This is a genomic window from Reyranella sp. GW821-FHT14A01, from assembly GCF_058803965.1.
On the sequence record NZ_JBXAPM010000012.1, the window covers coordinates 236929 to 257118 of the forward strand.

The window sequence follows — 20190 nt, forward strand, 5'->3', positions numbered from 1 at the left end:
TCAGACCGCCAGGTAGCGCTTCTTCACGTCGTCGTTGGCACGCAGCTCGTCGATCGAGCCGCGATAGACGATGTGGCCCTTGTCGATCACCGCGACGTGGCTCGCGATATCGAGGCAGAAATGCATGTTCTGCTCGGCCACGATCAGGGTCGTGCCCATGTCGCGCAGGCGCTGGATCAGCTCGCCGATCTTCTCGACGATGATCGGCGCCAGCCCTTCGCTGGGCTCGTCGAGCAGCACCACGTCGGGATTGCCCATCAGGGTGCGCGCGATCGTGAGCATCTGCTGCTCGCCGCCCGACAGACGGCCGCCCATGCGAGTGCGCATCGAGGCCAGGATCGGGAAGACGTCGTAGATCTTCTCCAGTGTCCAGTCGATCCGCCCGCCTACGCCCGGCTTGATCGCGATCTTGAGATTGTCGTCGACCGAGTGCTCCGGGAAGATCTGCCGGTCCTCCGGCACGAAGCCCACGCCCTCGCGGGCGATGCGGTCGGGTGTGAATTTCTGGACCGGCGTGCCGCGCACCGAGACCGTGCCGCGCTTGGACGGCGCGATGCCGATGATCGATTTCATGGTCGTGCTCTTGCCCGCGCCGTTGCGGCCAAGCAGCGCCAGCGACTGGCCCTTCTCCACGCCGAACGACACGCCGAACAGGATCTGGCTGGCACCGTAGAAGACGTCGATATCATCGACGCGCAGGATCTCCGCGCTCATGCCGCCGCTCCATGCGCCGACTTGCCGAGATAGGCCTCGATCACCTTGGGATTGGTCCGCACCTCGTCGGGCGTGCCTTCAGCCAGCACCGAGCCGTAGGACAGGACGCGCACCGTCTGGGCGACCTTGAAGACGATGTCCATGTCGTGCTCGATGAAGATCAGCGTCATGCCGCGCGCGCGCCACAGGCGCTGCACCGTTTCGATCATGCGCCAGCGTTCCTCCGGTCCCATGCCGGCGGTCGGCTCGTCAAGCAGCAGCACCCTGGGCTCCAGTGCCAGTGCGAGGCCAATATCGAGCAGCTTCTGGTCGCCATGGCTCAGGTTGCGGCTCAGGAGGCCCGCGACCCGCGTCAGCCCCAGCAGCTCCATGATCTCGTCGCCGTGCTTCGTCGTCGTGGCGAGCGGGAATGGCGAGCGCAGCACGGTCTCGCGGCGCTGGTGGGCCTGCGCGGCAGCCGCCAGCGCCTCCGAGACGGTGAGCGTCGGGAACAGGCTGGCGACCTGGAAGGCGCGGCCGATGCCCAGCCGCACGATCCGGCGCTGCGAGAGGCCGGCAATGTCCTCGCCCGCCAGCAGGATGCGGCCCGTGTCCGGCGGGAAACGGCCGGTGACGAGGTTGAACAGCGTCGTCTTGCCGGCGCCGTTGGGTCCGATGATGGCGCTGAGCGACCCATCGGCAAAGTCGAGCGTCACGTCGCGCGTCGCCGCCACGCCGCCAAAGGACTTCTTGAGGTTTTCGAGCTTCAGCATCTCAGGCATCCCTGCCCGTCTGCGCGGCCTTGTCGGCCGCGTCGCGCACTGCCTGGGCCTTGGCCTGTCGCCGGTTCTCCCAGCGCTCGGCCAGCAGGTCGAGCGGGCCTTTGCGCAGGCCAAGGACCAGGACGAGGATCACGATGCCCAGCACCAGCTCGGTATGGCTGGTGTAGCTGACCGTGATGTCGTTCAGCAGGCGCAGGATCACGGTGCCCACCAGCGGACCCAGGAAGACGTTGGATCCGCCCAGCAGGATCATGAAGATCGCCTCGCCCGAGGTCGTCCAGAAGCCGAAATTGGGATAGGCGCCGGACACGAACAGGGTGAGCAGGATGCCGCCCACGCCCGCCACGCAGGCCGAGATGATGAAGCAGGCGAGCTTCACCAAGGGCACGTTGATGCCCAGGAAGGCCGCGCGCTCCTGGTTGTCGCGGATCATGCGCAGCGTGTAGCCGAACGGCGACGTCACGATCTGGCGCAGGACGGCGATGCAGACGATGAAGGCCACGGAACAGAAGATGTAGAGCTGCGTCCGGTCCGCGAGATCGATGCCCAGAAACTTCGGCCGCGGGATGCCGCCCATCAGCCCCTGGTCGCCACCGGTGAACGACACCCAGCCCAGGATGATGTTGTAGAACAGCATCTGGAAGGCGAGCGTCAGGAAGGCGAAATAGATCTCGTTCAGCCGCACGCAGATGGCGCCGACAATCAGGGCCATCGTCGCGGTGAACGCCATCGCCAGCACGAAAGCGCCCGGGATCGAAAACTTGCCGGACTGCATCGCGAGGCCAAACGCATAGGCGCCGGCTGCGAAGAACATCGCGTGGCCGAACGACACCAGTCCGGTGTAGCCGATCAGCAGGTTGAGCGACATGGCGAGCAGGCCGTAGGCCATGCCGAACATGATGAAGTCGCGAATCGCCGGCGGCGCGCCGAACACCGGCACCAGCAGCAACAGCAAGAGCCCCAGCGCAGCGAGGCCGAGATCGCGCCAACGTCCCGCCATCGCCGCCTACCGGTGTGGGCGGCCGAACAGGCCGCTGGGCTTGAAGATCAGGACCAGCGCCATGATCAGGAACATCACGCCGTCGACGAACAGCGGGAAGCCGATGCTGCCGAAGGAGCGCGTGAGGCCGATGATGATCGAGGCTACGAAGGCGCCGACGATCGAACCCATGCCGCCGATCACCGTCACGATGAAGGACTCGATCAGGATCGAGAAGCCCATGCCCGGCGTCAGCGAGCGGACAGGCGCCGCCAGGGCGCCCGCCGCGCCGGCCAGGGCACTGCCGATGCCGAACACGGCGGCGTAGTAGAGGTTCACGCGGATGCCCAGCGCCGACACCATCGGGCCGTTGATGGCCGCGGCCCGCACGATGCTGCCGAAGCGCGTGCGCACGATGACCAGCCACAGCAGCAGCCCGATCGCCATCGCCGCCAGGATCATGAAGAGATAGAACGGCGGGATGACGCCGCCCATGAAACGGATCGGCGGCAACCTGAACTCGGGCGGCATGCCCATCGAGAGCGGCACCGGCCCCCAGATGATCTTGATGAGATCGTCCGAGATCAGCACCACGGCGTAGCAGACCAGGAGCTGCATCAGCACGTTGGAGCCGTAGACCTTGCTCATCAGCACGCGCTCGAACAGGACGCCCAGCACGCCGACGGCCACGGCTGCCCCCAATGCGGAGACGAAGTAGCTGTTGGTGAGCTGATAAAAGGTCCACGCCGCGTACGCCCCGATCATGTAGAGCGAGCCGTGCGCGAAGTTGATGACGTTCAGGACGCCGAAGATCAGCGTCACGCCCGACGCGATCAGGAACAGCAGCATGCCGATGATCATGCCGCTGGTGAGCTGCGTGACGACGCATGACGTCGTCCCGACGCAGCGTAGCAACGCGTCGAGATCCACCTGTTTACCCTACTCGAAAGCGGTGCGCGGTCAGGAGATGTAGCCCTGCTTCTTCTTCCACTGCTTCTCGAGTTCGAAGATCGGCTCCCAGGCCGAGGACTGGAAGTCGGCCACGTAGGGTTCCTTGGAGAGCGAGACGCCGTAGCCGATGATGTAGTCGACCAGGGTGTTGTCCTCGGCCCGCATCGTCACCGATCCCTTGGTGCCGAACTGGGTCTTGAGCGTCATGCCCTTGACGACCTCGGCCATCTTCTTGCCGTTGGTGTCGCCGTTGGTCTTCTTCAGCGCCTCGACGATGAACTCGGCGGCGACGGCATTCTCCCACGACCAGTTGGTCGGCTTGTGCTTCTGCGTCTTGACGTAGTTCTGGTACCATTCCTCGTTTTCCTTGGTCGCCGGCACCGTGCGGTTGTAGCGGCCGCCCGAGTAGACGCCCTGCGGAAACTGCTTCACCTGGTCGACGACACCGTAGTCGCCGAGGTTCACCATGAACGAGGCCTGCTTGTCGAACAGCCCGTAGAGGTTGGCCTGGTCGATGAAGGCCACGAGATCGCCGCCCCACAGCGCCGAATACATGGCATCGGCCTTGGCGTTGAGCAGCTTCGTCACGACCTCGGTGTAGTCCGGCTGGAACAGCTTGGGCCACGACTCCTCGACGATCTGGATGTTGCCGTCGAAATGCTTGGCGTATTCCATGAACTCGGCCGTGTTCGAGCGGCCATAGGCATAGTCCGGCGAGCAGGTCGCCCACTTCTTCAAGCCCTTGGCCTTGGCGATCTTGGCAGCGTAGTCGCCGCCGCCGATCGCATCGTGGATGCCCTGGCGCGCCGTGCGGAACGCCGTTGGCACATGCAGCTTGGGATCGGCCGTCAATGAAGAGGTCTCGGAATTGGAGTGGATGCAGAACACGCCGACTTCGCGGATGACCTCCTGCACAGCGAAAGCGCCGCTCGACGCCTCGGCATCGAGGATGATCTCGCACTTGTCGTTGTTTATGAGATCGCGCGTCACCTTGGCGGCTTCCTGCGGCGCGCCCTTGGAGTCGCGGACGACCATCTCGATCTTGCGGCCGTTGATGCCGCCGGCCTCGTTGAACTTGTCGAACACCACTTTCAGGCCGCCGACGCTGGTCTGGCCGAGGATGGCGACACGGCCCGACAGTACGGTCGGCACGCCGATCTTGATGGCGCCGGTCTGGGCCTTGCTGATGGCAGGTGCGCCGATCAGCCCGGCCGCAGCCACGGCTCCCGCGCCCTTGAGAACTTGACGACGACTCGCGCGACGTGACTCGATGGACGTCATGGTGTTCGCTCCCGAAAATTCTTTTGCGGTCTTTGACCGATTGCTTCGATCCTATGGTCAATTGTTCGAGATGGTCAAACGACAACCCTCCCTAGAGTCAGGGATATGATCCCTCCTTCCTGGCTCTGGATTCCTCTCACCGTCTTTGCCGCCACCGCCCAGACCGTCCGCAACGCCACGCAACGTCATCTCACCACCGAATTGGGGACGCTCGGCGCAACGCTGGTGCGTTTCCTCTACGGCATGCCCGTACTGGCGCTGTGGTTGGGCCTCGTCCTCACGGTCGGTGGCTTTCCTCACCCCACCCTCACCTGGGCGTTCGGCGGTTGGGTGATCGTCGCGGCGTTGAGCCAGATGGCCGGCACGGCCCTCCTGCTGCGGGCGATGGAGGAACGCAGCTTTGCGATCGGCCTCGTCTACTCCAAGAGCGAGGTGATCCAGGTGGCGCTCTTCTCCGTCCTGTTCCTCGGCGAGACCCTGTCGGCGCTGGCGGTCGCGGCCATGGTCGCGGCGACCCTGGGCGTCGTGCTGCTGACGCCGCGCCCTCCCGCGCGCGACGGCGTGAAACGAAGCTGGGCCGATCCGGCCGCCTTCTACGGCCTCGCCTCGGGCTCCTCATTCGCCATCTCGGTGGTCGGTTATCGCGGCGCCAACCTGGCGCTGCACACACCGTCTCCCTTTCTCGCCGCGGCGGAGACGCTGTTCTGGAGTCAGCTCCTGCAGGCTGTCCTGCTCTGTGCCTGGCTGCTGATGCGAAACCCCGCCGTCGTGCTGGGCGCACTGCGACAATGGCGAGTCTCGATGTTCGCCGGCATCGCCGGTGCCTCTGCGTCACTGGCCAACGTGACCGCGCTGGCGCTCGCCCCGGCCTCCCAGGTGCGCACGCTGATCCTGATCGAGGTCGTGTTCAGCTACTTCGTCTCGCGCCGCGTCTTCCGCGAATCGATGAACCGCCGCGAACTGGCTGGCATCGTCCTGGTCATGCTGGGTGTCGTTCTGATCGTCTCCAACGCGCGTTGACCTTGCATGCGGTCGGCGCAAACAATGGCGCCATGAAAACAGATCAGCTTTTCGCCTATGTCGGCAGCTACACCTCGCCCGAGCGCAACGGCCACGGCAACGGCATCAACGTCTATCGTGTCGATCCAAAGAGCGGCGCCTTCCGGCACATCCAGCATCTCGGCGGGCTGGAGAATCCGTCGTTCCTGGCGCTGAACGCCGCCGGCACCCGCCTCTATTCCGTGCACGGCGATCGCAGCGAAGCGACGTCCTATACGGTCGATCGCGAGACCGGCCATCTGGCTGTTCTGAACCGCCAGCCGACGGGCGGCTACAATCCCATCCATCTCGCCTTCGATGCCGCCGAGCGCTTCCTGGTGGTGAGCAACTACGGCTCGGACTCGCTGGCCGCGCTGCCGATCGCGAAGGACGGCACTCTCGCTCCCTACTCCACCCTGACGGCCGTGACCGCAGCGCTGGGCCCGCACCGCATCGAACAGAAGAACGTGCGGCCGCATCACAATCCACTCGATCGCACCGGCAAGACCTTCTACCTGCCCTGCAAGGGTTCGGACTGCGTGATCGGCTACCGCCTCGATGCAAGGCGCGGCGTGCTGGTCGAGACCAGCCGTGTTGCCTCCCGACCGAGCGCGGGTCCGCGCCACATCGACTTCCATCCGCGCAAGCCGTTCGCCTACGTCATCAACGAGCTCGACTCGACGATCACGAGCTATCGCCAGGATGTGTCGAGCGGTGCGCTGACGCCGTTGCAGACCGTGCCGTCGACACCGTCGGACTTCACCGGCTACAGCACCGGCGCGGAGATCTGGGTCGATGGCGCGGGACGCAACGTCTACGTCTCGAACCGTGGCCATGACAGTATCGGCGTGTTCGGCATCGATGCCGCCAAGGGCACGCTCTCGCCGCGTCAGTGGGTGCCGACCAAAGGTGGCGTGCCGCGCTTCTTCGCCTTCGATCCGGCGGAGCGTTTCCTGTATGTCGCCAACCAAGGCGGCGATTCGATCATCGCCTACAAGGTCGGCCGCAACGGGCTGCTAGCCCCCACCAGGCTGCGGACCAAGGTCGGCAGCCCGGCGTGTATCGTGTTCTCGCGGTAGAGGGAATCAGCCCTCTTCCACGAAGGCTTCCTCGCGGGCTTTCTTGATACTCGGCAGAGCCATCAGGATCAGCAGCAGGCCGGTCGTGATGAGCAGACCGAGGCTGATCGGACGTTCGAGGAAGACCATGGCGTCGCCGCGCGAGAGCAGCATGGCACGCCGGAAGTATTCCTCCATCTGCGGTCCCAGCACCAGGCCCAGCAGGAACGGCGCGCCTTCGCAGCCCAGCCGGACGAACACGTAGCCCAGCACGCCGAAGATCGCGACCTGCAAGACGTGGAAGGTACTGTTCTGCAGGCTGTAGGCGCCGATGCAGCAGAAGAGCAGGATGGCCGGTGCCAGGAAGCGGTACGGCACGGTCAGCAGCTTCACCCACATGCCGATCATCGGCAGGTTGATGATGACCAGCATGGCGTTGCCGATCCACATCGAAACGATCATGCCCCAGAACAGGTCGGGCTTCTTGGTCATGACCTCGGGGCCCGGCTGGATGCCCTGGATGATCATGGCGCCGACCATCAGCGCCATGACGGCGTTGGACGGGATGCCGAGCGTCAGCATCGGGATGAACGAAGTCTGGGCCGCGGCATTGTTGGCCGCCTCGGGCGCCGCAACGCCCTCGACCGCTCCCTTGCCGAACTCGCCCGGGGTCTTCGACAGCTTCTTCTCGAGTGTATAGGCCGAGAAGGCGCCGAGGGTCGGACCGCCGCCCGGCAGCACGCCGAGCAACGATCCCAGAAGGGTTCCGCGCAGGACGGCCGGGAAGGCGCGGCGAATCTCCTCGCCGGTTGGCCATAGCGACCCGACCTTGATGGCCCCGGATCTCTCCATGTGTTTTTCGAGATTGACCACGATCTCGGCGATGCCGAACAGGCCCATCGCGATCGGCGCGAAGTCGATGCCGTCGCTCAGCTCCGGAATGTCGAAGGTGAAGCGTTGCGCACCCGTGTTCACGTCGGTGCCGACCAGGCCGAACAGCAGGCCGAGGAAGATCATCGCGATCGCCTTCATCACCGAGCCGCTGGCCAGGACCACCGCGGCGACGAGGCCGAGAGCCATCAGCGAGCAGTAGTCGGCCGGGCCGAACTTCTGCGCCATGCGCGTCAGCGGTTCGGCAAAGACGACGATGATGATCGTGCCGACGGTGCCGGCAAAGAACGAGCCGACGGCGGAGATCGACAGCGCCGCACCGGCACGTCCCTTCCGCGCCATCTGGTAGCCGTCGAGACAGGTCACGACCGAGGAGGCCTCGCCCGGCAGATTGACCAGGATCGACGTCGTCGAGCCGCCGTACTGCGCGCCGTAGTAGATACCGGCCAGCATGATCAGCGAGGCGGTCGGCGGCAGGTGGAAGGTGATCGGCAGCAGCATGGCGATGGTCGCCACGGGGCCGATGCCGGGAAGAACGCCGATCAGCGTGCCGACCATGCAGCCCAGCAAGGCGTAGGTCAGGTTCTGGAGCGTGAAGGCGACGCTGAGGCCGAGGCCGAGATTTCCAAGGAGATCCATCTTACCAAATCCCCTGCACGACAGAGATGTTCATACCCAGCCCGACCTTGAAGACGATCGTGCAGAGGACGGAGAGCACGACGATATTGCCGATTACTTCAATGAGCTTGAATTCCTCACCGGCAAGGGAGGCAATCATGATCAGCACGACCAGCGCCGGGATCAGTCCTGCGCGCTCGAACAGCAGCGCGAAGCAGACGATGCCGAGCGTCACCAGCGTGATCGGCTTCCACTTCGGCTTCTCGACTGGCTCGCTGCCGCTCACCACGGCGACGATGCAGATCAGCACGCCCAGGGCGAGCATGATCAGGGACAGCATGCGGGGCACGTATCCCGGTCCCATGCGGACGGGAGTGCCGATAGCAAGATGCTGGCCGACATAGAGAGCGCCCAGACCAAAGGCGACAAACATCAACCCGGACAAGAAGTCCTTGGTCAGAAACCGTTGCACGGTGTTTCGCTCCCTAAACGTTTACGCTGTGCTGCGACGGCCATAATCGCGAAACACAGCCAAGGACCGTACCTTCCGATACTTACGCCAAGCTGACGCCCGCACCGGCCAACCCCGCTCTCCGGAATGAAGGAGCATTCACCGGAAGTCTGTGCGGAAGTTCACACAGGTCCTGAAAGTTCACTCTTCATGAGGCGTTTGACGGGACGGCGCCGCAATGGGCGGAATAGGTCCGTGAATTGCGCGCAAGGGAGAGCTTCGTGAGCGACAAGACCTACGGTTTCGAAACACTGGCACTGCACGCAGGCGCGGCCCCCGACCCCACGACCGGGGCGCGCGCCCAGCCGATCTACCAGACGACGGCTTACGTCTTCGAAGACGCCGACCACGCCGCGGCGCTGTTCAATTTGCAGACCGTGGGATTCATCTATTCGCGGCTCACCAATCCGACCAATGCCGCGCTCGAGACGCGGTTGGCGACCTTGGAAGGCGGCCGTGGCTGCACCGTCGCTTCCTCGGGCCACGCCGCGCAGGTTCTCGCCCTCTTCCCGCTGATGGGTCCCGGCGCCGAGATCGTCGCCGCCTCGCGCCTCTACGGCGGCTCCCTGCAGCAGATGAAGAACACCTATCCGAAGTTCGGCTGGGCGGCGAACATCGTCGACGCCGACACGCCGGACAATTTCAAGCGCGCCGTCACCGACAAGACCAAGGCCTTCTTCATCGAGAGCCTCGCCAACCCGGGCGGCGTGGTCAGCGACATCGAGGCAATCGCCCGCATCGCCGAGGATGCCGGCGTGCCGCTGCTGGTCGACAACACGCTGGCGACACCGTGGCTCTGCAAGCCGATCGAGTATGGCGCCACGCTGGTCGTGCACTCGACCACCAAGTTCCTGAGCGGCACCGGAACCTCGATGGGCGGCGCGGTCGTCGACTCCGGCAAGTTCGACTGGTCGCGCGGCGGCAAATTCCCGAGCCTCGCCGGTCCCGAATCCGCCTATCACGGGCTGAACTTCTACGAGACCTTCGGCGACATGGCCTACACCTTCCATAGCCACGCCGTTGGCCTGCGCGACCTCGGCCCCACGCAGGCGCCGTTCAACGCCTGGCTCACCATGCTCGGCATGGAGACGCTGGGCCTGCGCATGGAGCGCCATTGCGCCAATGCGCTGGCGGTCGCGCAGCACCTCGAGAAGCATCCGGCGGTGGCCTGGGTGAATTATGCCGGCCTGCCCTCGAACAAGTACAATGCGCTGGCAAAGAAATACCTGCCCAAGGGCGCCGGCTCGATCTTCACCTTCGGCGTGAAGGGCGGCTACGAGGTCGGCATGAAAGTCGTCGACAGCGTCGAGCTGTTCTCGCACCTCGCCAATATCGGCGACGCCAAGAGCCTGATCATCCATCCCGCCTCTACCACGCATCGCCAGCTCTCCGAGGAACAGCGCGTAGCCGCCGGCGCCGGCCCCGACGTGTTGCGCCTGTCGATTGGCATCGAAACGGTTGCAGACATCATCGCCGATCTGGATCAGGCTCTGGAAAAGGCAACGAAGAAATAATGAGACCGTTTTCCGGGATGGAGGAGACATGCTCAGCAAGGCGGACAATGAGTTCCTGACCCGCGCCGGCAAGGGCACGCCCATGGGCGAGATGCTGCGGCGCTTCTGGATGCCGGCGATGCTGTCCGAGGAATTGCCCGAACGCGACGGGCCGCCGAAGAAGATCAGGATCATGGGCGAGGACCTCCTCGCCTTCCGCCAGACCGACGGACGGGTCGGCATCGTCGAGCCGCATTGCCCCCATCGCGGCGCCAATCTCTATTTCGGGCGCAACGAGAATTGCGGCCTGCGCTGCTCCTTCCATGGCTGGAAATTCGATGTCGACGGCAACTGCGTCGACCTCCCGACCTCGCCGCCGGAATCGACCTACAAGGACACGATCAAGCTCCTCGCTTATCCGACGCGCGAATGGGCCGACATGATCTGGGTTTATATGGGCCCGCGCGAGACCATGCCCGAGCTGCCGCAGCTCGAGCTTGGGCTGGTCCCCGCCACCTCGCGCTTCGTCACCAAGAAGTGGCAGGACTGCAACTGGGTGCAGAGCCTCGAGGGCGCGATCGACACCTCGCACTTCTCCTTCCTGCACAAGGTACTGGCGACCGACGACGAGACTGCGCGCCGCGCCATGAGCCGCGCCGCCCTCGCCGATCAGGCCAAGCCGGACGACCGCGTGCGCTGGGTGCAGAACGATCCGCGGCCAAAATTCAGCGTGCTGGGTCACGATACCGGCCTGGTGATCGCCGGCGGCCGCAAGACCGACGGCGCCGACCTGTACTGGCGAATCGCACAGTTCCTGATGCCCAACCACGCCTACACGCCCGCCGCCTTCCCGGGCGAGATCTACTACGGGCAGTCGTGGGTGCCGGTCGATGACGTGAACTGCTGGATCTACACCTACTGCTGGCAGCCCGACCGGCCGCTCAGCAACTCCGAGCGCGCCAAGTATCGCGGCGGCTTCAACGTCCATTCCGAGGTCGATGCCGACTACAGGCCGCTGCGCAACAAGGACAACGATTACCTGCGCGACCGCAGCGTCCAGCTCAGCGAGAACTTCACCGGCATCACCGGCGTCTCCGAACAGGACGCCGCCATCCAGGACAGCCAGGGCCCGATCCAGGACCGCACCAAGGAGCATCTCGGCCCGACCGACATCGGCATCGTGGAGTTCCGCAAGCTGGTGATGGGCACGGCCCGCCGCCTCGCCGCGGGCGAAGCGCCGGCCGCGCCCCACAAGGCGCATCGCTATGCCGTGCGCTCGGGCGGCTGGATCGCCGCACCGGACAAGGATCTCGCCACTGTGATGGCCGAACGCTTCGGCCACGATCGCGGCTATATCGGCAACCAGTACGGATTGGGTGACTGATGCTCAGCTCCGACAACGAATTCCTGACGCAGAGCGGCCCGGGGACGCCGATGGGCGACCTGCTGCGCCACTTCTGGATGCCCGCCCTCCTCTCCGAGGAACTGCTCGAACGCGACGGACCGCCGAAGAAGATCCGCATCCTGGGCGAGGACCTTTTGGCCTTCCGCCAGACCGACGGAAGGGTCGGCATCGTCGAGCCGCACTGCCCGCATCGCGGCGCCAATCTCTATTTCGGCCGCAACGAAGAGTGCGGCCTGCGCTGCGCCTTCCATGGCTGGAAGTTCGACATCGACGGCAACTGCGTCGACCTGCCGACCTCACTGCCGGAATCGACCTACAAGGACACGATCAAGCTCCTGTCCTATCCGGTGCGCGAATGGGCCGACATGATCTGGGTCTATATGGGCCCGCGCGAGCACATGCCCGAGTTGCCGCAGCTCGAACTCGGCCTCGTTCCCGCTGGGCATCGCTTCGTTTCGAAGAAGTGGCAGGATTGCAATTGGGTGCAGAGCCTGGAAGGTGCGATCGACACCGCGCACTTCTCCTTCCTGCACGCCATCCCGACCAAGGACGAGTCAGCGCGCCTCGATATCCTGCGCAAGACCTCGGCGATCGGCCAGGAAGGCGGCCTCGCCGACCGCAGCCGCTGGGTCACCGACGATCCGCGGCCCAAGTTCAGAATCGAGGGCCACGATGCCGGGCTGGTCATCGCCGCCGGCCGCAAGACCGACACGACCGACATCTACTGGCGCATTGCGCAGTATCTCGCACCCAACCATGCGCTGGTGCCGGTCGCCTTCCCCGGCGAGGTCTATCACGGCCAGACCTGGGTGCCGGTCGATGACACGAGCTGCTGGATCTACACCTATAGCTGGGTGCCCGACCGGCCGCTCACCAACGCCGAGCGCGCCAAGTATGCGTCGGGCCTCAGCCTCCATGCCGAGATCGACGAGCATTACGTCCCCAAACGCAACATTCGAAACGACTATCTGATCGACCGCGAGCTGCAGAAGACGCTGAGCTACACCGGCATCAGCGGCGTGTCCGACCAGGACGCCGCCATCCAGGACAGCCAGGGCGCGCTCCAGGACCGGACCCGCGAACATCTCGGGCCGACCGACGTCGGCATCGCCGAGTTCCGCAAGCTGGTGATGGCCGCCGCCCGCGCGCTGCAGCAGGGCGAGCCGCCGCGCGCGGCTTCGGCGTCGCCCCGCTACGCGGTCCGGGCCGGCGGCTGGATCGCCGCGCCGGAGAAGGATCTCGCAACGGTCATGACGGAGCGCTTCGGGCACCGGCACGGCTATGTCGGCGGCGAATACGGCCTCGCGGAATAGAGCGTTAGACCGTCACGAGGCCCTGCATTATCGTCGGCACCGATATCGGGTTTGGGGAGAGACTGTAACGTGACCATCAAGATTTATGGGCCGACGGCCTCGCGCGCAGCGCGCGCCCTCTGGATCGCGCATGAGCTCGGCATTCCGTACGAGCACATCGCCGTCGAGATGAAGGACCTCAAGAATCCCGAGTATCTCAAGGTCAATCCCAACGGCAAGGTGCCGGCGCTGGTCGACGGCGACTTCAAACTGTTCGAATCGATGGCGATCAACCTCTATCTGGCGGGCAAGCACGGCAAGGATGGCTTCATGCCGGAGAGCGCCGAGGACCGGGCGCTGTGCAACCAGTGGAGCTTCTGGGGCATGACGGAGCTGGAGAAGCCCCTGCTCACGATCCTGATCGACATGTTCATGACCGCGCCGGACAAGCGCAAGCCGGAGGCCGTCGCCGAGGCGCAGAAGGCGCTGCCCAAGCCGCTGGCGGTGCTGAACGGCGCGCTCGAAGGCCGCGACTACCTGCTGGGCTCGACCTTCACCGTGGCCGACCTCAACCTCGCTTCGATCATGAGCTGGGCCAAGCCGATCAAGATCGATTTCACCGTGTTTCCAAACGTCAGCGCCTGGCTCGACCGCTGCCTGTCGCGCCCCACCTACAAGGCGGCGCGCGGCGCCAAGTAGGACTACTCCGCGGGCGCGACCTGCGGGGCCGGCAACGAGGCATCGCGCTCGTTGCCCGGCAGCAGCAGCGCCACCAGCGTGATCACGACCGAGACGGCAGCAAGGCCGAGGAACAGCAGCTCGAGGCTGCCCGTCGTCTCGCGCACCCAGGCGATCAGCAGGATCGCCAGCGGCCCTGCCCCGAAAGCCACGACGAACTTCGCGCCGAAACCGAGGCCGTGATAGCGGCTGGGCGTGTAGCGCGCGATCAGGATGTTCTCGATCGGGCCGGCTGCCGAGCTCAGCACCGCCGAGCCGATGGCGCCCAGCAGCGCCACGTAGCCATTGCCCATGGCCAGCGCCAGCATCGCGATCACCTGCAGCGCCGAGGCCACGACATAGGTCGCCTTCAGCGGATAGCGGTCGATGATGCGCCGGCCCATCGCATACTGGGCGATGCCGGAGACCACGTAGATCATCGAAGTGGCCAGGCCGACCCACAGCACGATCTGGGTGACGACGCCCCAGGAGGCCAGCCCGTCGCGCAGCGCCGAGATCTCGGGCGCGAGCTTCACCTGGAAGACCATCGCGGCGCCAAACATCACCGCCTGCCAGATGACGCCTTCCAGCGCCATGGTGACGGAGAGCACCGAGAAGACGCGCCAGAAGTCACGGCGGCCGACCTGGGTGCCCTTGGCCTGCGGCATCGGCCGGTCGCCGACCTTGCCCTGGCGGATCTGCACCCAGAGGACGGCGCCGACGACCAGGCAGATGATGCCCGGAACGATGAAGGCCGCGCGCCACGAGGCCAGCGTGATCAGCACGCCGGGCACGATCCCATAGAGCGCCAGCCCCGCGCTGCCCCACAGCCCGTTCACGCCCATGGCATGGCCCTGCTCCTTCGCCGTGCGGATCACCCAGCCGATGCCGACCGAATGGTAGAAGGCGGCGAACGTGCCGATGCCGCACAGGGCCAGCGACAGCGCCAGCGTGTCGCCGGTCGGCACCAGGCCGCAGGCGATCGACGACAGGCCGAGGCCGAGGAACATCACGACCATCATGGCCGGCGCGCCGAACTTGTCCGAGGCCCAGCCGGCCGGCAGCGACATGACGCCCAGCAGGACCGTGGCCGGCGCGTAGAGGCGCAGCAGATCCTCGGCCGGCAGGTTCCAGGAAACCGCAAGGGTGAGCACGATCACGGCGTAGAACGCCGCCATCATGTGCATCAGCGCGTGGCCGATGGAGGAGAAGAGCAGGACGCGCGGGCCGTAATCGATCATGGCGCCTGTATCCTTTGTCGCCCGTTTCGGCGCAAGCGCAGCTTGCGGCAACGCTGTCATTCGCGCTAAAGCCCCGGTGCCGCGGGCCCACCGGCCGGCGGCACCGGTCGGGGCGTAGCGCAGCCTGGTAGCGCATCAGTCTGGGGGACTGGGGGTCGCAGGTTCAAATCCTGTCGCCCCGACCATTAAATCCTTTGAATATGGCTCTCCGGCCCTTCCACGGCGGGGATGATCGGACTCTCGGGCCGGACCGCGCGAAACCTCTTCCGGATCGATTCGCATTTGACTCGCGCAACGGTTGGGCGCGAAGGTTCTTACTCAACTCCTTTCCCACTCCAGGAGAGGTTGCAGCATGCTCAGTCCTTCCGTTATCCGGCGCATGTGCTTCTCGGTTGGGCTCATTGTCGTCGCCGCTTCCGCAAATTCGCAGACGCCCGCGCCTGCTTGGGCGGTAGGCTCCTGGACGGGCGCCCTTCAGAACTATCGCAACGATCCGAACGGAGCAGACCGTGTCTTCATTGTTGCGCCCGATGGCGGATGTCGATGGGATTATCCCTCACGGGCGGCAAACGCCGCCAGGCAGGTTTGTACCTTTTCCGGCAACGCCGTCAGCTTTACGACCGGAGCCGGCTCCGCCGTCCAGCTTCAGCATAAGGACGGCAAGCTATCGGGTACCTTCCAGAATAGAAACGGCAACTCCTTCGTCGTCTCGATGACGAAGCAGTAACGCGCGAGTTATTCCCCTACGGCGCAGACGCGACCTGCCGTCCCAGCTCCGTGAGCTTGCAGACGAGCCAGTCCGGCTTCAGCGGATTCTTGAACCAGGGCTGCGCCCAGCCCGCCTCGAGGCATCGCTTGACGACGTCAACATCAACATCCTGACCGTCAAGATCGAACAGCGGCAGCTTGCCGCCCGGCTGGGTCAGGCCACGGCGCAGGTAAAGAAGTTCGTGCAAGGTGGGAAGATCAACTTCCAACCCATTGTCATTAAATGAAGTTAAGTCGAATGAACGCGCGTGATGGCGCGCGAAATCGCGGTTAACAAGCACGGTCACGTCCCCCTTTGACGATACCGTTGAAGGCCCCTCGCCGGGCACGATACGCCTGCCCGGGCAAAAACCAAATAAAATCAGTGACTTGATACACTTTCTTACAAAGGCCACCCGATCTGGTGGCCCGCAGACGCGGCACCTGCAAGCCCTTGAGCGCCGCCCCCCGGCGGTGCTCAAGGGTTGAAGGGCTAGTTTTGCGTCTTCAGCGTGCTGCGCAGTTGCGTCAGCGCCTGTTCGAGATCTTCCAGCACCGATTCGATCTCACGGCGCTTGTGGAGGTCGAGAACCGCCGCGCGCGGTGTCGTGGTCGAAGGCTGCGGGCCGGTCCGCGGCAGCGGCTGGCGGGTACCGCCGGCGGCCATCGCTTCGGCACGGGCGGAAACGATGCGCAGGCTCTCCAGCGCGCTCTCGGCGGCGAGGTCGAGGCGCTGCGGCGGCAGGCGGCCACGGCCTTCCTTCAGGAGGCGCTGCACGCCCCTGATCGTGTAACCCTCTTCGTAGAGCAAGGTGCGGATGCGGCGCAGGAGGTCGATGTCTTCGGGCCGGTAGTAGCGACGGCCGCCGCCCCGCTTCAGCGGACGAACCTGGGAGAACTTGCTTTCCCAGAACCGCAGCACGTGCTGCGGCACGTCGAGCTCGGTCGCGACCTCGCTGATCGTGCGGAACGCCTGCGCCGACTTCTCGACCCGTCTTTCGACGGTCTGAACCGAAACGGCCATCTCTGATCCCCTCGTGTTCCCAACTACCCCTTGTTCTCGCCGGGCGCCCCGTTGATCAGTGATTTCAGGACATTCGACGCTCGAAAGACGAGGACCCGCCGCGGCAGGATGGGAACTTCCTGCCCGGTCTTCGGGTTGCGGCCGACCCTTTGCCCCTTATCGCGAACCGTGAAACTCCCGAACGAGGAGATCTTCACCGATTCGCCGCGCGCCAACGCCTCCACCACCTCGCCGAGGATCGTCTCGACAAGATCGCTGGATTCGTTGCGAGACAGGCCCACTTCCTGGAACACTGACTCGCTCAGATCGGCGCGCGTGATAGTCCGGCCGTCCACTCCGGTACCTCTTCTTCCCCCAGTTAAACCTTACTGTAAGGTGGGAAAGCGGTCAATATCAGTGGGATAGCGGCTGGACTTGAATCGCCGCCTGTTCACGTTCCGTTGGCTATTATTCTCGCATTACCAGCGAACGAGGCTCGCGCCCCACGACAGGCCGCCGCCGATCCCCTCGAGCAGCAGCAGGTCGCCCTTCTTGATGCGGCCGTCCTTGACCGCAACGTCGAGCGCCAGCGGGATCGACGCCGCCGACGTGTTGGCGTGCTTGTCGACCGTCACCACGACGCGCTCCGGCGGCAGGCCTAGCTTGCGACCCGTGCCGTCGATGATGCGCTTGTTGGCCTGGTGCGGCACCAGCCAGTCGATGTCCTTGGCCTCGAGCCCCGCCTTCTCCAGCACCTCGCCCACCACGGCGGCCATGTTGACCACCGCGTGCTTGAAGACCTCCTTGCCTTCCATGCGGAGGAAGCCGGTGGTCCGGGTCGAGGAGGGTCCGCCGTCGACGTAGAGGATGTCGTGGTGGCGGCCGTCGGAGTGCAGCGCGTTGGCGAGGATGCCGCGATCTGCCGGGGTGCCGGCGCCCTGCTCGCCCTTGAGCACGATCGCGCCCGCGCCGTCGCCGAACAGCACGCAGGTGCCGCGGTCGTCCCAGTCGAGGATGCGCGAGAAAGTCTCCGCGCCGATCACCAGCGCCGTCGAAGCGACGCCGCTCTTGATCATGCTGTCGGCGACCGAGACGGCGTAGACGAAGCCCGCGCACACCGCCTGGACGTCGAACGCCGCGCCACCGGTCATGCCGAGTTCGGCCTGCACCTTGGTCGCGGTGGCCGGGAAGGTCTGGTCGGGCGTCGCGGTGGCGAGCACGATCAGGTCGAGATCGGACGCCTTGAGGCCGGCATGGTCGAGCGCGCGCTGCGACGCCTTGACCGCCAGGTGGGAGGTGAATTCGCCGTCGGCCGCGAGGTGACGCTGACGGATGCCGGTGCGCTGCTGGATCCACTCGTCGGTCGTGTCGACGGTCTTCGACAGTTCTTCGTTGGTGACGACACGCTCGGGCAGATACGAACCACAGCCTTGAACGACAGAACGAATCACGCAGTTCCTCCGGTGGCCTGCAGCGATGCGGCCGGCGTTTCGGCCGCCGAGGTGATCTCATGCAGCCGGGCAAGTCCCTCGACGAGCTTGCTCTTGTATTCGTAGCGGACCAGGTCGACCGCCACGCCGATGGCGTAGGCGAAGCCCAGCGCGTCCGTGCCGCCGTGGCTCTTCACGCAGACGCCGTCGAGACCCAGGAACACGCCGCCATTGTAGCGGCGCGGATCGACCCGCTTGCGCAGTTTCCGCCAGGCCCCTGCCGCAAACAGGTAGCCGATCTTGGCGAACGTAGAAGTGCGGAAGGCGTCGCCCACGAACTGGAAGGTGAGCTTGGCGGTCCCCTCGATCGCCTTCAGCGCGACGTTGCCGGTGAAGCCGTCGGTGACCACGACGTCGGTCACGCCGGCGCCGATGTCGTTGCCCTCGACGAAGCCGTGGAAGTTGACCGGCGAGCCTTCGCGGCGCAGCCAGGCCGCCGCCTGGCGCAGCTCCTCGTGCCCCTTGAGCTCCTCCGAGCCGACATTCAACAGGCCGACTTTCGGAGAGTCGAGGCCGAGCAGCGCCTGGGCGAACACGCTGCCCATCACGGCAAACTGCGCGAGATTTTCGGCATCGCATTCGAGGTTGGCGCCGAGATCCAGCATCACCGTCTCGCCGCGCGAGGTCGGCATGAACGACGCCAGCGCTGGCCGGTCCGCGCCTTCGAGCATGCGCATCGCGAACATCGAGATGGCGAGCAAGGCGCCAGTATTGCCGGCCGACACCACCGTGTCGGCCTGGCCCTGGGCGGCCGCGTCGACGGCCATCCACATGCTGGACTTGCGGCGGCGGCGCAGCGCGAAGGACGGCTTGTCCTCGGCCAGCACCGCGTCTTCCGACGGCACGATCTCGAGCGCCTGCGCGAGACCCTTTCGCTTGTCGACGAGCGCCTTCAGCCGCGCCTCGTCGCCGAACAGCAGGAAGGACGTGCCGGGATAGCGCTCGCGGGCGATATCGGCGCCGTTCACGATGACGTCGGGGGCGTGATCGCCACCCATGCCGTCGAGTGCGAGTACGATCTTCTTCGTACTCACCGTCGCGCCCCGCCTGTCGAATGCCAGCGCATTGCCGGCGGCGTGCTTCTGACTACTTCTCGGCCGACGCGGCGTCGGCCAGGACGGGCATGTCCTCGCGGTAGTAGCCGCAATGCGAGCAAACCATGTGCGGGCGCTTCAGCTCGCCACAGTTCTTGCATTCCATGAACGCCATGGTCGGCAGCGCGTGATGCGAGCGACGCATGTTGCGACGGGACTTCGAAACCTTTTTCTTGGGAACTGCCATGACGATCTCCACGACGAGGGCCACTCCCGCTTTCCCAAGCAGGGCACGCCCCCAAAAATGCTGCAGCCGCGCTCTATAGGCGCGGCGGGCGGCCTTCTCTAGCCAAATCGTCTCACCGCCGCAACAAATTACCGGCCGCGGCGGGGTTTGTCCTTCAGCACCGCCAGGCCGGCGAAAGGATGGCGGCGCTGGTCGGGCGCGGACCGGCGGGCGCCGCCCTTGGGCTTCGGCAACACGTCCTCGAGCTTGATTCCAGGCCGCCGCGGATAGGGATCGGCCGTCAACGAGAGCTGCTCGGCGACGATTTCGCCGACATCGAGCATATTTCCGCTCAGGGGTTCCGGAGCGTCGCCCTGGGCATTCAGCAGCGCCTCCCCGCTTTCGGGGTCTTTGTCCTCGGTCACGTTCTCGGCGAAGACCAGCCGGAAGGCATCGTCCAGTTCCTGGGTCACCGGATCGAGGCTCAGGATGCAGGCCTGGACGATCCGGCCCTTGAACCTTCCCTCGACAACGACCTGTCCGCCGGCGCGCCGATCCACCGTCACCCGCGCCGAAAAGGCCGGCAGGCCGAGAAAGCCGAAGCGCTTGGCCAAGGCGGCCCGCTCGCTCTCGGTGGTGGAAATCTCGAGCGCCGTGCCGTTGTTGCCGAGCTTTTCCAGATCGACCATGCGTTCGATCTCTGATTTGACAATTTTATCAGTGCCTTGAGACATTTTATT

At 65.2% G+C, this 20190-nt stretch carries 22 protein-coding genes and 1 tRNA gene; 8 read left to right on the top strand and 15 right to left on the bottom strand.

Going from position 1 to position 20190, the window contains the following annotated elements:
* Genes AC1ROX_RS22280 through AC1ROX_RS22300 form a run of 5 tightly spaced genes read right to left on the bottom strand, consistent with a single transcriptional unit; the run spans position 1 to position 4686 of the window.
* The gene (locus AC1ROX_RS22280) at positions 1–714 is read right to left on the bottom strand and encodes an ABC transporter ATP-binding protein (protein WP_493129213.1); all 714 of its coding nucleotides are present in this window, start codon (positions 712–714) and stop codon (positions 1–3) included.
* A complete protein-coding gene (locus AC1ROX_RS22285) occupies positions 711–1466 on the bottom strand; it encodes an ABC transporter ATP-binding protein (RefSeq protein WP_493129215.1) in 756 nt (251 codons plus the stop codon). Before AC1ROX_RS22285 ends, AC1ROX_RS22280 begins: the two co-directional genes overlap by 4 nt.
* A 1-nt stretch (position 1467) precedes the next feature.
* Positions 1468–2475 (bottom strand): branched-chain amino acid ABC transporter permease, encoded by a 1008-nt coding sequence (locus tag AC1ROX_RS22290; RefSeq protein WP_493129216.1) that lies wholly within the window; start codon positions 2473–2475, stop codon positions 1468–1470.
* Between the two features lie 6 nt (positions 2476–2481).
* Positions 2482–3384: a branched-chain amino acid ABC transporter permease gene (locus tag AC1ROX_RS22295; protein ID WP_493129218.1), complete on the bottom strand. Its 903-nt coding sequence runs from the start codon at positions 3382–3384 to the stop codon at positions 2482–2484.
* A gap of 30 nt (positions 3385–3414) precedes the next feature.
* The gene (locus AC1ROX_RS22300; protein WP_493129220.1) at positions 3415–4686 is read right to left on the bottom strand and encodes an ABC transporter substrate-binding protein; all 1272 of its coding nucleotides are present in this window, start codon (positions 4684–4686) and stop codon (positions 3415–3417) included.
* A 105-nt stretch (positions 4687–4791) separates the two neighbouring features.
* Here AC1ROX_RS22300 and AC1ROX_RS22305 point away from each other — a divergent pair, with 105 nt between their 5' ends.
* Entirely contained in the window at positions 4792–5706 is a 915-nt protein-coding gene (locus tag AC1ROX_RS22305; RefSeq protein ID WP_493129222.1) for an EamA family transporter, read from the top strand.
* 32 nt (positions 5707–5738) lie between these two features.
* Positions 5739–6803 (top strand): lactonase family protein, encoded by a 1065-nt coding sequence (locus tag AC1ROX_RS22310; RefSeq protein ID WP_493129224.1) that lies wholly within the window; start codon positions 5739–5741, stop codon positions 6801–6803.
* 6 nt (positions 6804–6809) lie between these two features.
* Here the strand turns inward: AC1ROX_RS22310 and AC1ROX_RS22315 are convergent, their stop codons facing one another.
* Positions 6810–8312, bottom strand: a complete 1503-nt coding sequence (locus AC1ROX_RS22315) for a tripartite tricarboxylate transporter permease (protein WP_493129226.1) — start codon at positions 8310–8312, stop codon at positions 6810–6812.
* 1 nt (position 8313) lies between these two features.
* Positions 8314–8763, bottom strand: coding sequence for a tripartite tricarboxylate transporter TctB family protein (locus tag AC1ROX_RS22320; protein ID WP_493129228.1), 450 nt, complete (start codon positions 8761–8763; stop codon positions 8314–8316).
* A 260-nt stretch (positions 8764–9023) separates the two neighbouring features.
* On the opposite strand from AC1ROX_RS22320, the gene AC1ROX_RS22325 reads away from it, so the two are divergent.
* The 4 genes from AC1ROX_RS22325 to AC1ROX_RS22340 all read left to right on the top strand — a co-directional run bounded on the left by AC1ROX_RS22325 (position 9024) and on the right by AC1ROX_RS22340 (position 13691).
* Entirely contained in the window at positions 9024–10316 is a 1293-nt protein-coding gene (locus AC1ROX_RS22325; RefSeq protein WP_493129230.1) for an O-acetylhomoserine aminocarboxypropyltransferase, read from the top strand.
* 28 nt (positions 10317–10344) lie between these two features.
* Positions 10345–11679, top strand: coding sequence for a Rieske 2Fe-2S domain-containing protein (locus tag AC1ROX_RS22330; RefSeq protein WP_493129232.1), 1335 nt, complete (start codon positions 10345–10347; stop codon positions 11677–11679).
* Entirely contained in the window at positions 11679–13013 is a 1335-nt protein-coding gene (locus AC1ROX_RS22335; protein ID WP_493129234.1) for a Rieske 2Fe-2S domain-containing protein, read from the top strand. The genes AC1ROX_RS22330 and AC1ROX_RS22335 overlap by 1 nt, the downstream gene beginning before the upstream one ends.
* Positions 13014–13082: 69 nt before the next feature.
* Positions 13083–13691, top strand: coding sequence for a glutathione S-transferase family protein (locus tag AC1ROX_RS22340; RefSeq protein WP_493129236.1), 609 nt, complete (start codon positions 13083–13085; stop codon positions 13689–13691).
* Positions 13692–13693: 2 nt separating this feature from the next.
* On the opposite strand, the gene AC1ROX_RS22345 is transcribed toward AC1ROX_RS22340, so the two are convergent.
* Positions 13694–14950 (bottom strand): MFS transporter, encoded by a 1257-nt coding sequence (locus tag AC1ROX_RS22345; protein ID WP_493129238.1) that lies wholly within the window; start codon positions 14948–14950, stop codon positions 13694–13696.
* Positions 14951–15058: 108 nt separating this feature from the next.
* Between AC1ROX_RS22345 and AC1ROX_RS22350 the strand changes: the two genes are divergently transcribed.
* Together AC1ROX_RS22350 and AC1ROX_RS22355 are read left to right on the top strand one after the other, a co-directional pair.
* A tRNA-Pro gene (locus AC1ROX_RS22350) sits at positions 15059–15135 on the top strand.
* Positions 15136–15302: 167 nt separating this feature from the next.
* Entirely contained in the window at positions 15303–15677 is a 375-nt protein-coding gene (locus tag AC1ROX_RS22355) for a hypothetical protein (RefSeq protein WP_493129240.1), read from the top strand.
* 16 nt (positions 15678–15693) lie between these two features.
* Here AC1ROX_RS22355 and AC1ROX_RS22360 read toward each other — a convergent pair whose 3' ends face one another.
* The 7 genes from AC1ROX_RS22360 to AC1ROX_RS22390 form a co-directional block, all read right to left on the bottom strand.
* Complete coding sequence (locus AC1ROX_RS22360) at positions 15694–16005, bottom strand: hypothetical protein (RefSeq protein ID WP_493129242.1); 312 nt, start codon at positions 16003–16005, stop codon at positions 15694–15696.
* 185 nt (positions 16006–16190) lie between these two features.
* Positions 16191–16721, bottom strand: coding sequence for a MerR family transcriptional regulator (locus AC1ROX_RS22365; protein WP_493129244.1), 531 nt, complete (start codon positions 16719–16721; stop codon positions 16191–16193).
* A gap of 23 nt (positions 16722–16744) precedes the next feature.
* Complete coding sequence (locus AC1ROX_RS22370) at positions 16745–17056, bottom strand: integration host factor subunit alpha (protein WP_068193962.1); 312 nt, start codon at positions 17054–17056, stop codon at positions 16745–16747.
* A gap of 123 nt (positions 17057–17179) precedes the next feature.
* Positions 17180–18151, bottom strand: a complete 972-nt coding sequence (locus AC1ROX_RS22375; RefSeq protein WP_493129246.1) for a beta-ketoacyl-ACP synthase III — start codon at positions 18149–18151, stop codon at positions 17180–17182.
* The gene (gene plsX / locus AC1ROX_RS22380) at positions 18148–19224 is read right to left on the bottom strand and encodes a phosphate acyltransferase PlsX (RefSeq protein WP_493129248.1); all 1077 of its coding nucleotides are present in this window, start codon (positions 19222–19224) and stop codon (positions 18148–18150) included. The genes AC1ROX_RS22375 and plsX overlap by 4 nt, the downstream gene beginning before the upstream one ends.
* Positions 19225–19276: 52 nt before the next feature.
* A complete protein-coding gene (rpmF, locus tag AC1ROX_RS22385) occupies positions 19277–19495 on the bottom strand; it encodes a 50S ribosomal protein L32 (protein WP_493129250.1) in 219 nt (72 codons plus the stop codon).
* Between the two features lie 104 nt (positions 19496–19599).
* Positions 19600–20184: a YceD family protein gene (locus AC1ROX_RS22390; RefSeq protein ID WP_493129252.1), complete on the bottom strand. Its 585-nt coding sequence runs from the start codon at positions 20182–20184 to the stop codon at positions 19600–19602.
* Between the last annotated feature and the right edge of the window lie 6 nt (positions 20185–20190).

Bases quoted from the DNA above. Each gene is read 5' to 3' on its own strand.
- AC1ROX_RS22355 (WP_493129240.1), top strand. From the start codon at position 15,303: ATGCTCAGTCCTTCCGTTATCCGGCGCATGTGCTTCTCGGTTGGGCTC.
- AC1ROX_RS22310 (WP_493129224.1), top strand. From the start codon at position 5,739: ATGAAAACAGATCAGCTTTTCGCCTATGTCGGCAGCTACACCTCGCCC.
- AC1ROX_RS22290 (WP_493129216.1), bottom strand. From the start codon at position 2,475: ATGGCGGGACGTTGGCGCGATCTCGGCCTCGCTGCGCTGGGGCTCTTG.
- AC1ROX_RS22345 (WP_493129238.1), bottom strand. From the start codon at position 14,950: ATGATCGATTACGGCCCGCGCGTCCTGCTCTTCTCCTCCATCGGCCAC.
- AC1ROX_RS22280 (WP_493129213.1), bottom strand. From the start codon at position 714: ATGAGCGCGGAGATCCTGCGCGTCGATGATATCGACGTCTTCTACGGT.
- AC1ROX_RS22365 (WP_493129244.1), bottom strand. From the start codon at position 16,721: ATGGCCGTTTCGGTTCAGACCGTCGAAAGACGGGTCGAGAAGTCGGCG.
- AC1ROX_RS22335 (WP_493129234.1), top strand. From the start codon at position 11,679: ATGCTCAGCTCCGACAACGAATTCCTGACGCAGAGCGGCCCGGGGACG.
- AC1ROX_RS22305 (WP_493129222.1), top strand. From the start codon at position 4,792: ATGATCCCTCCTTCCTGGCTCTGGATTCCTCTCACCGTCTTTGCCGCC.
- AC1ROX_RS22330 (WP_493129232.1), top strand. From the start codon at position 10,345: ATGCTCAGCAAGGCGGACAATGAGTTCCTGACCCGCGCCGGCAAGGGC.
- AC1ROX_RS22300 (WP_493129220.1), bottom strand. From the start codon at position 4,686: ATGACGTCCATCGAGTCACGTCGCGCGAGTCGTCGTCAAGTTCTCAAG.
- AC1ROX_RS22390 (WP_493129252.1), bottom strand. From the start codon at position 20,184: ATGTCTCAAGGCACTGATAAAATTGTCAAATCAGAGATCGAACGCATG.
- AC1ROX_RS22285 (WP_493129215.1), bottom strand. From the start codon at position 1,466: ATGCTGAAGCTCGAAAACCTCAAGAAGTCCTTTGGCGGCGTGGCGGCG.
- AC1ROX_RS22315 (WP_493129226.1), bottom strand. From the start codon at position 8,312: ATGGATCTCCTTGGAAATCTCGGCCTCGGCCTCAGCGTCGCCTTCACG.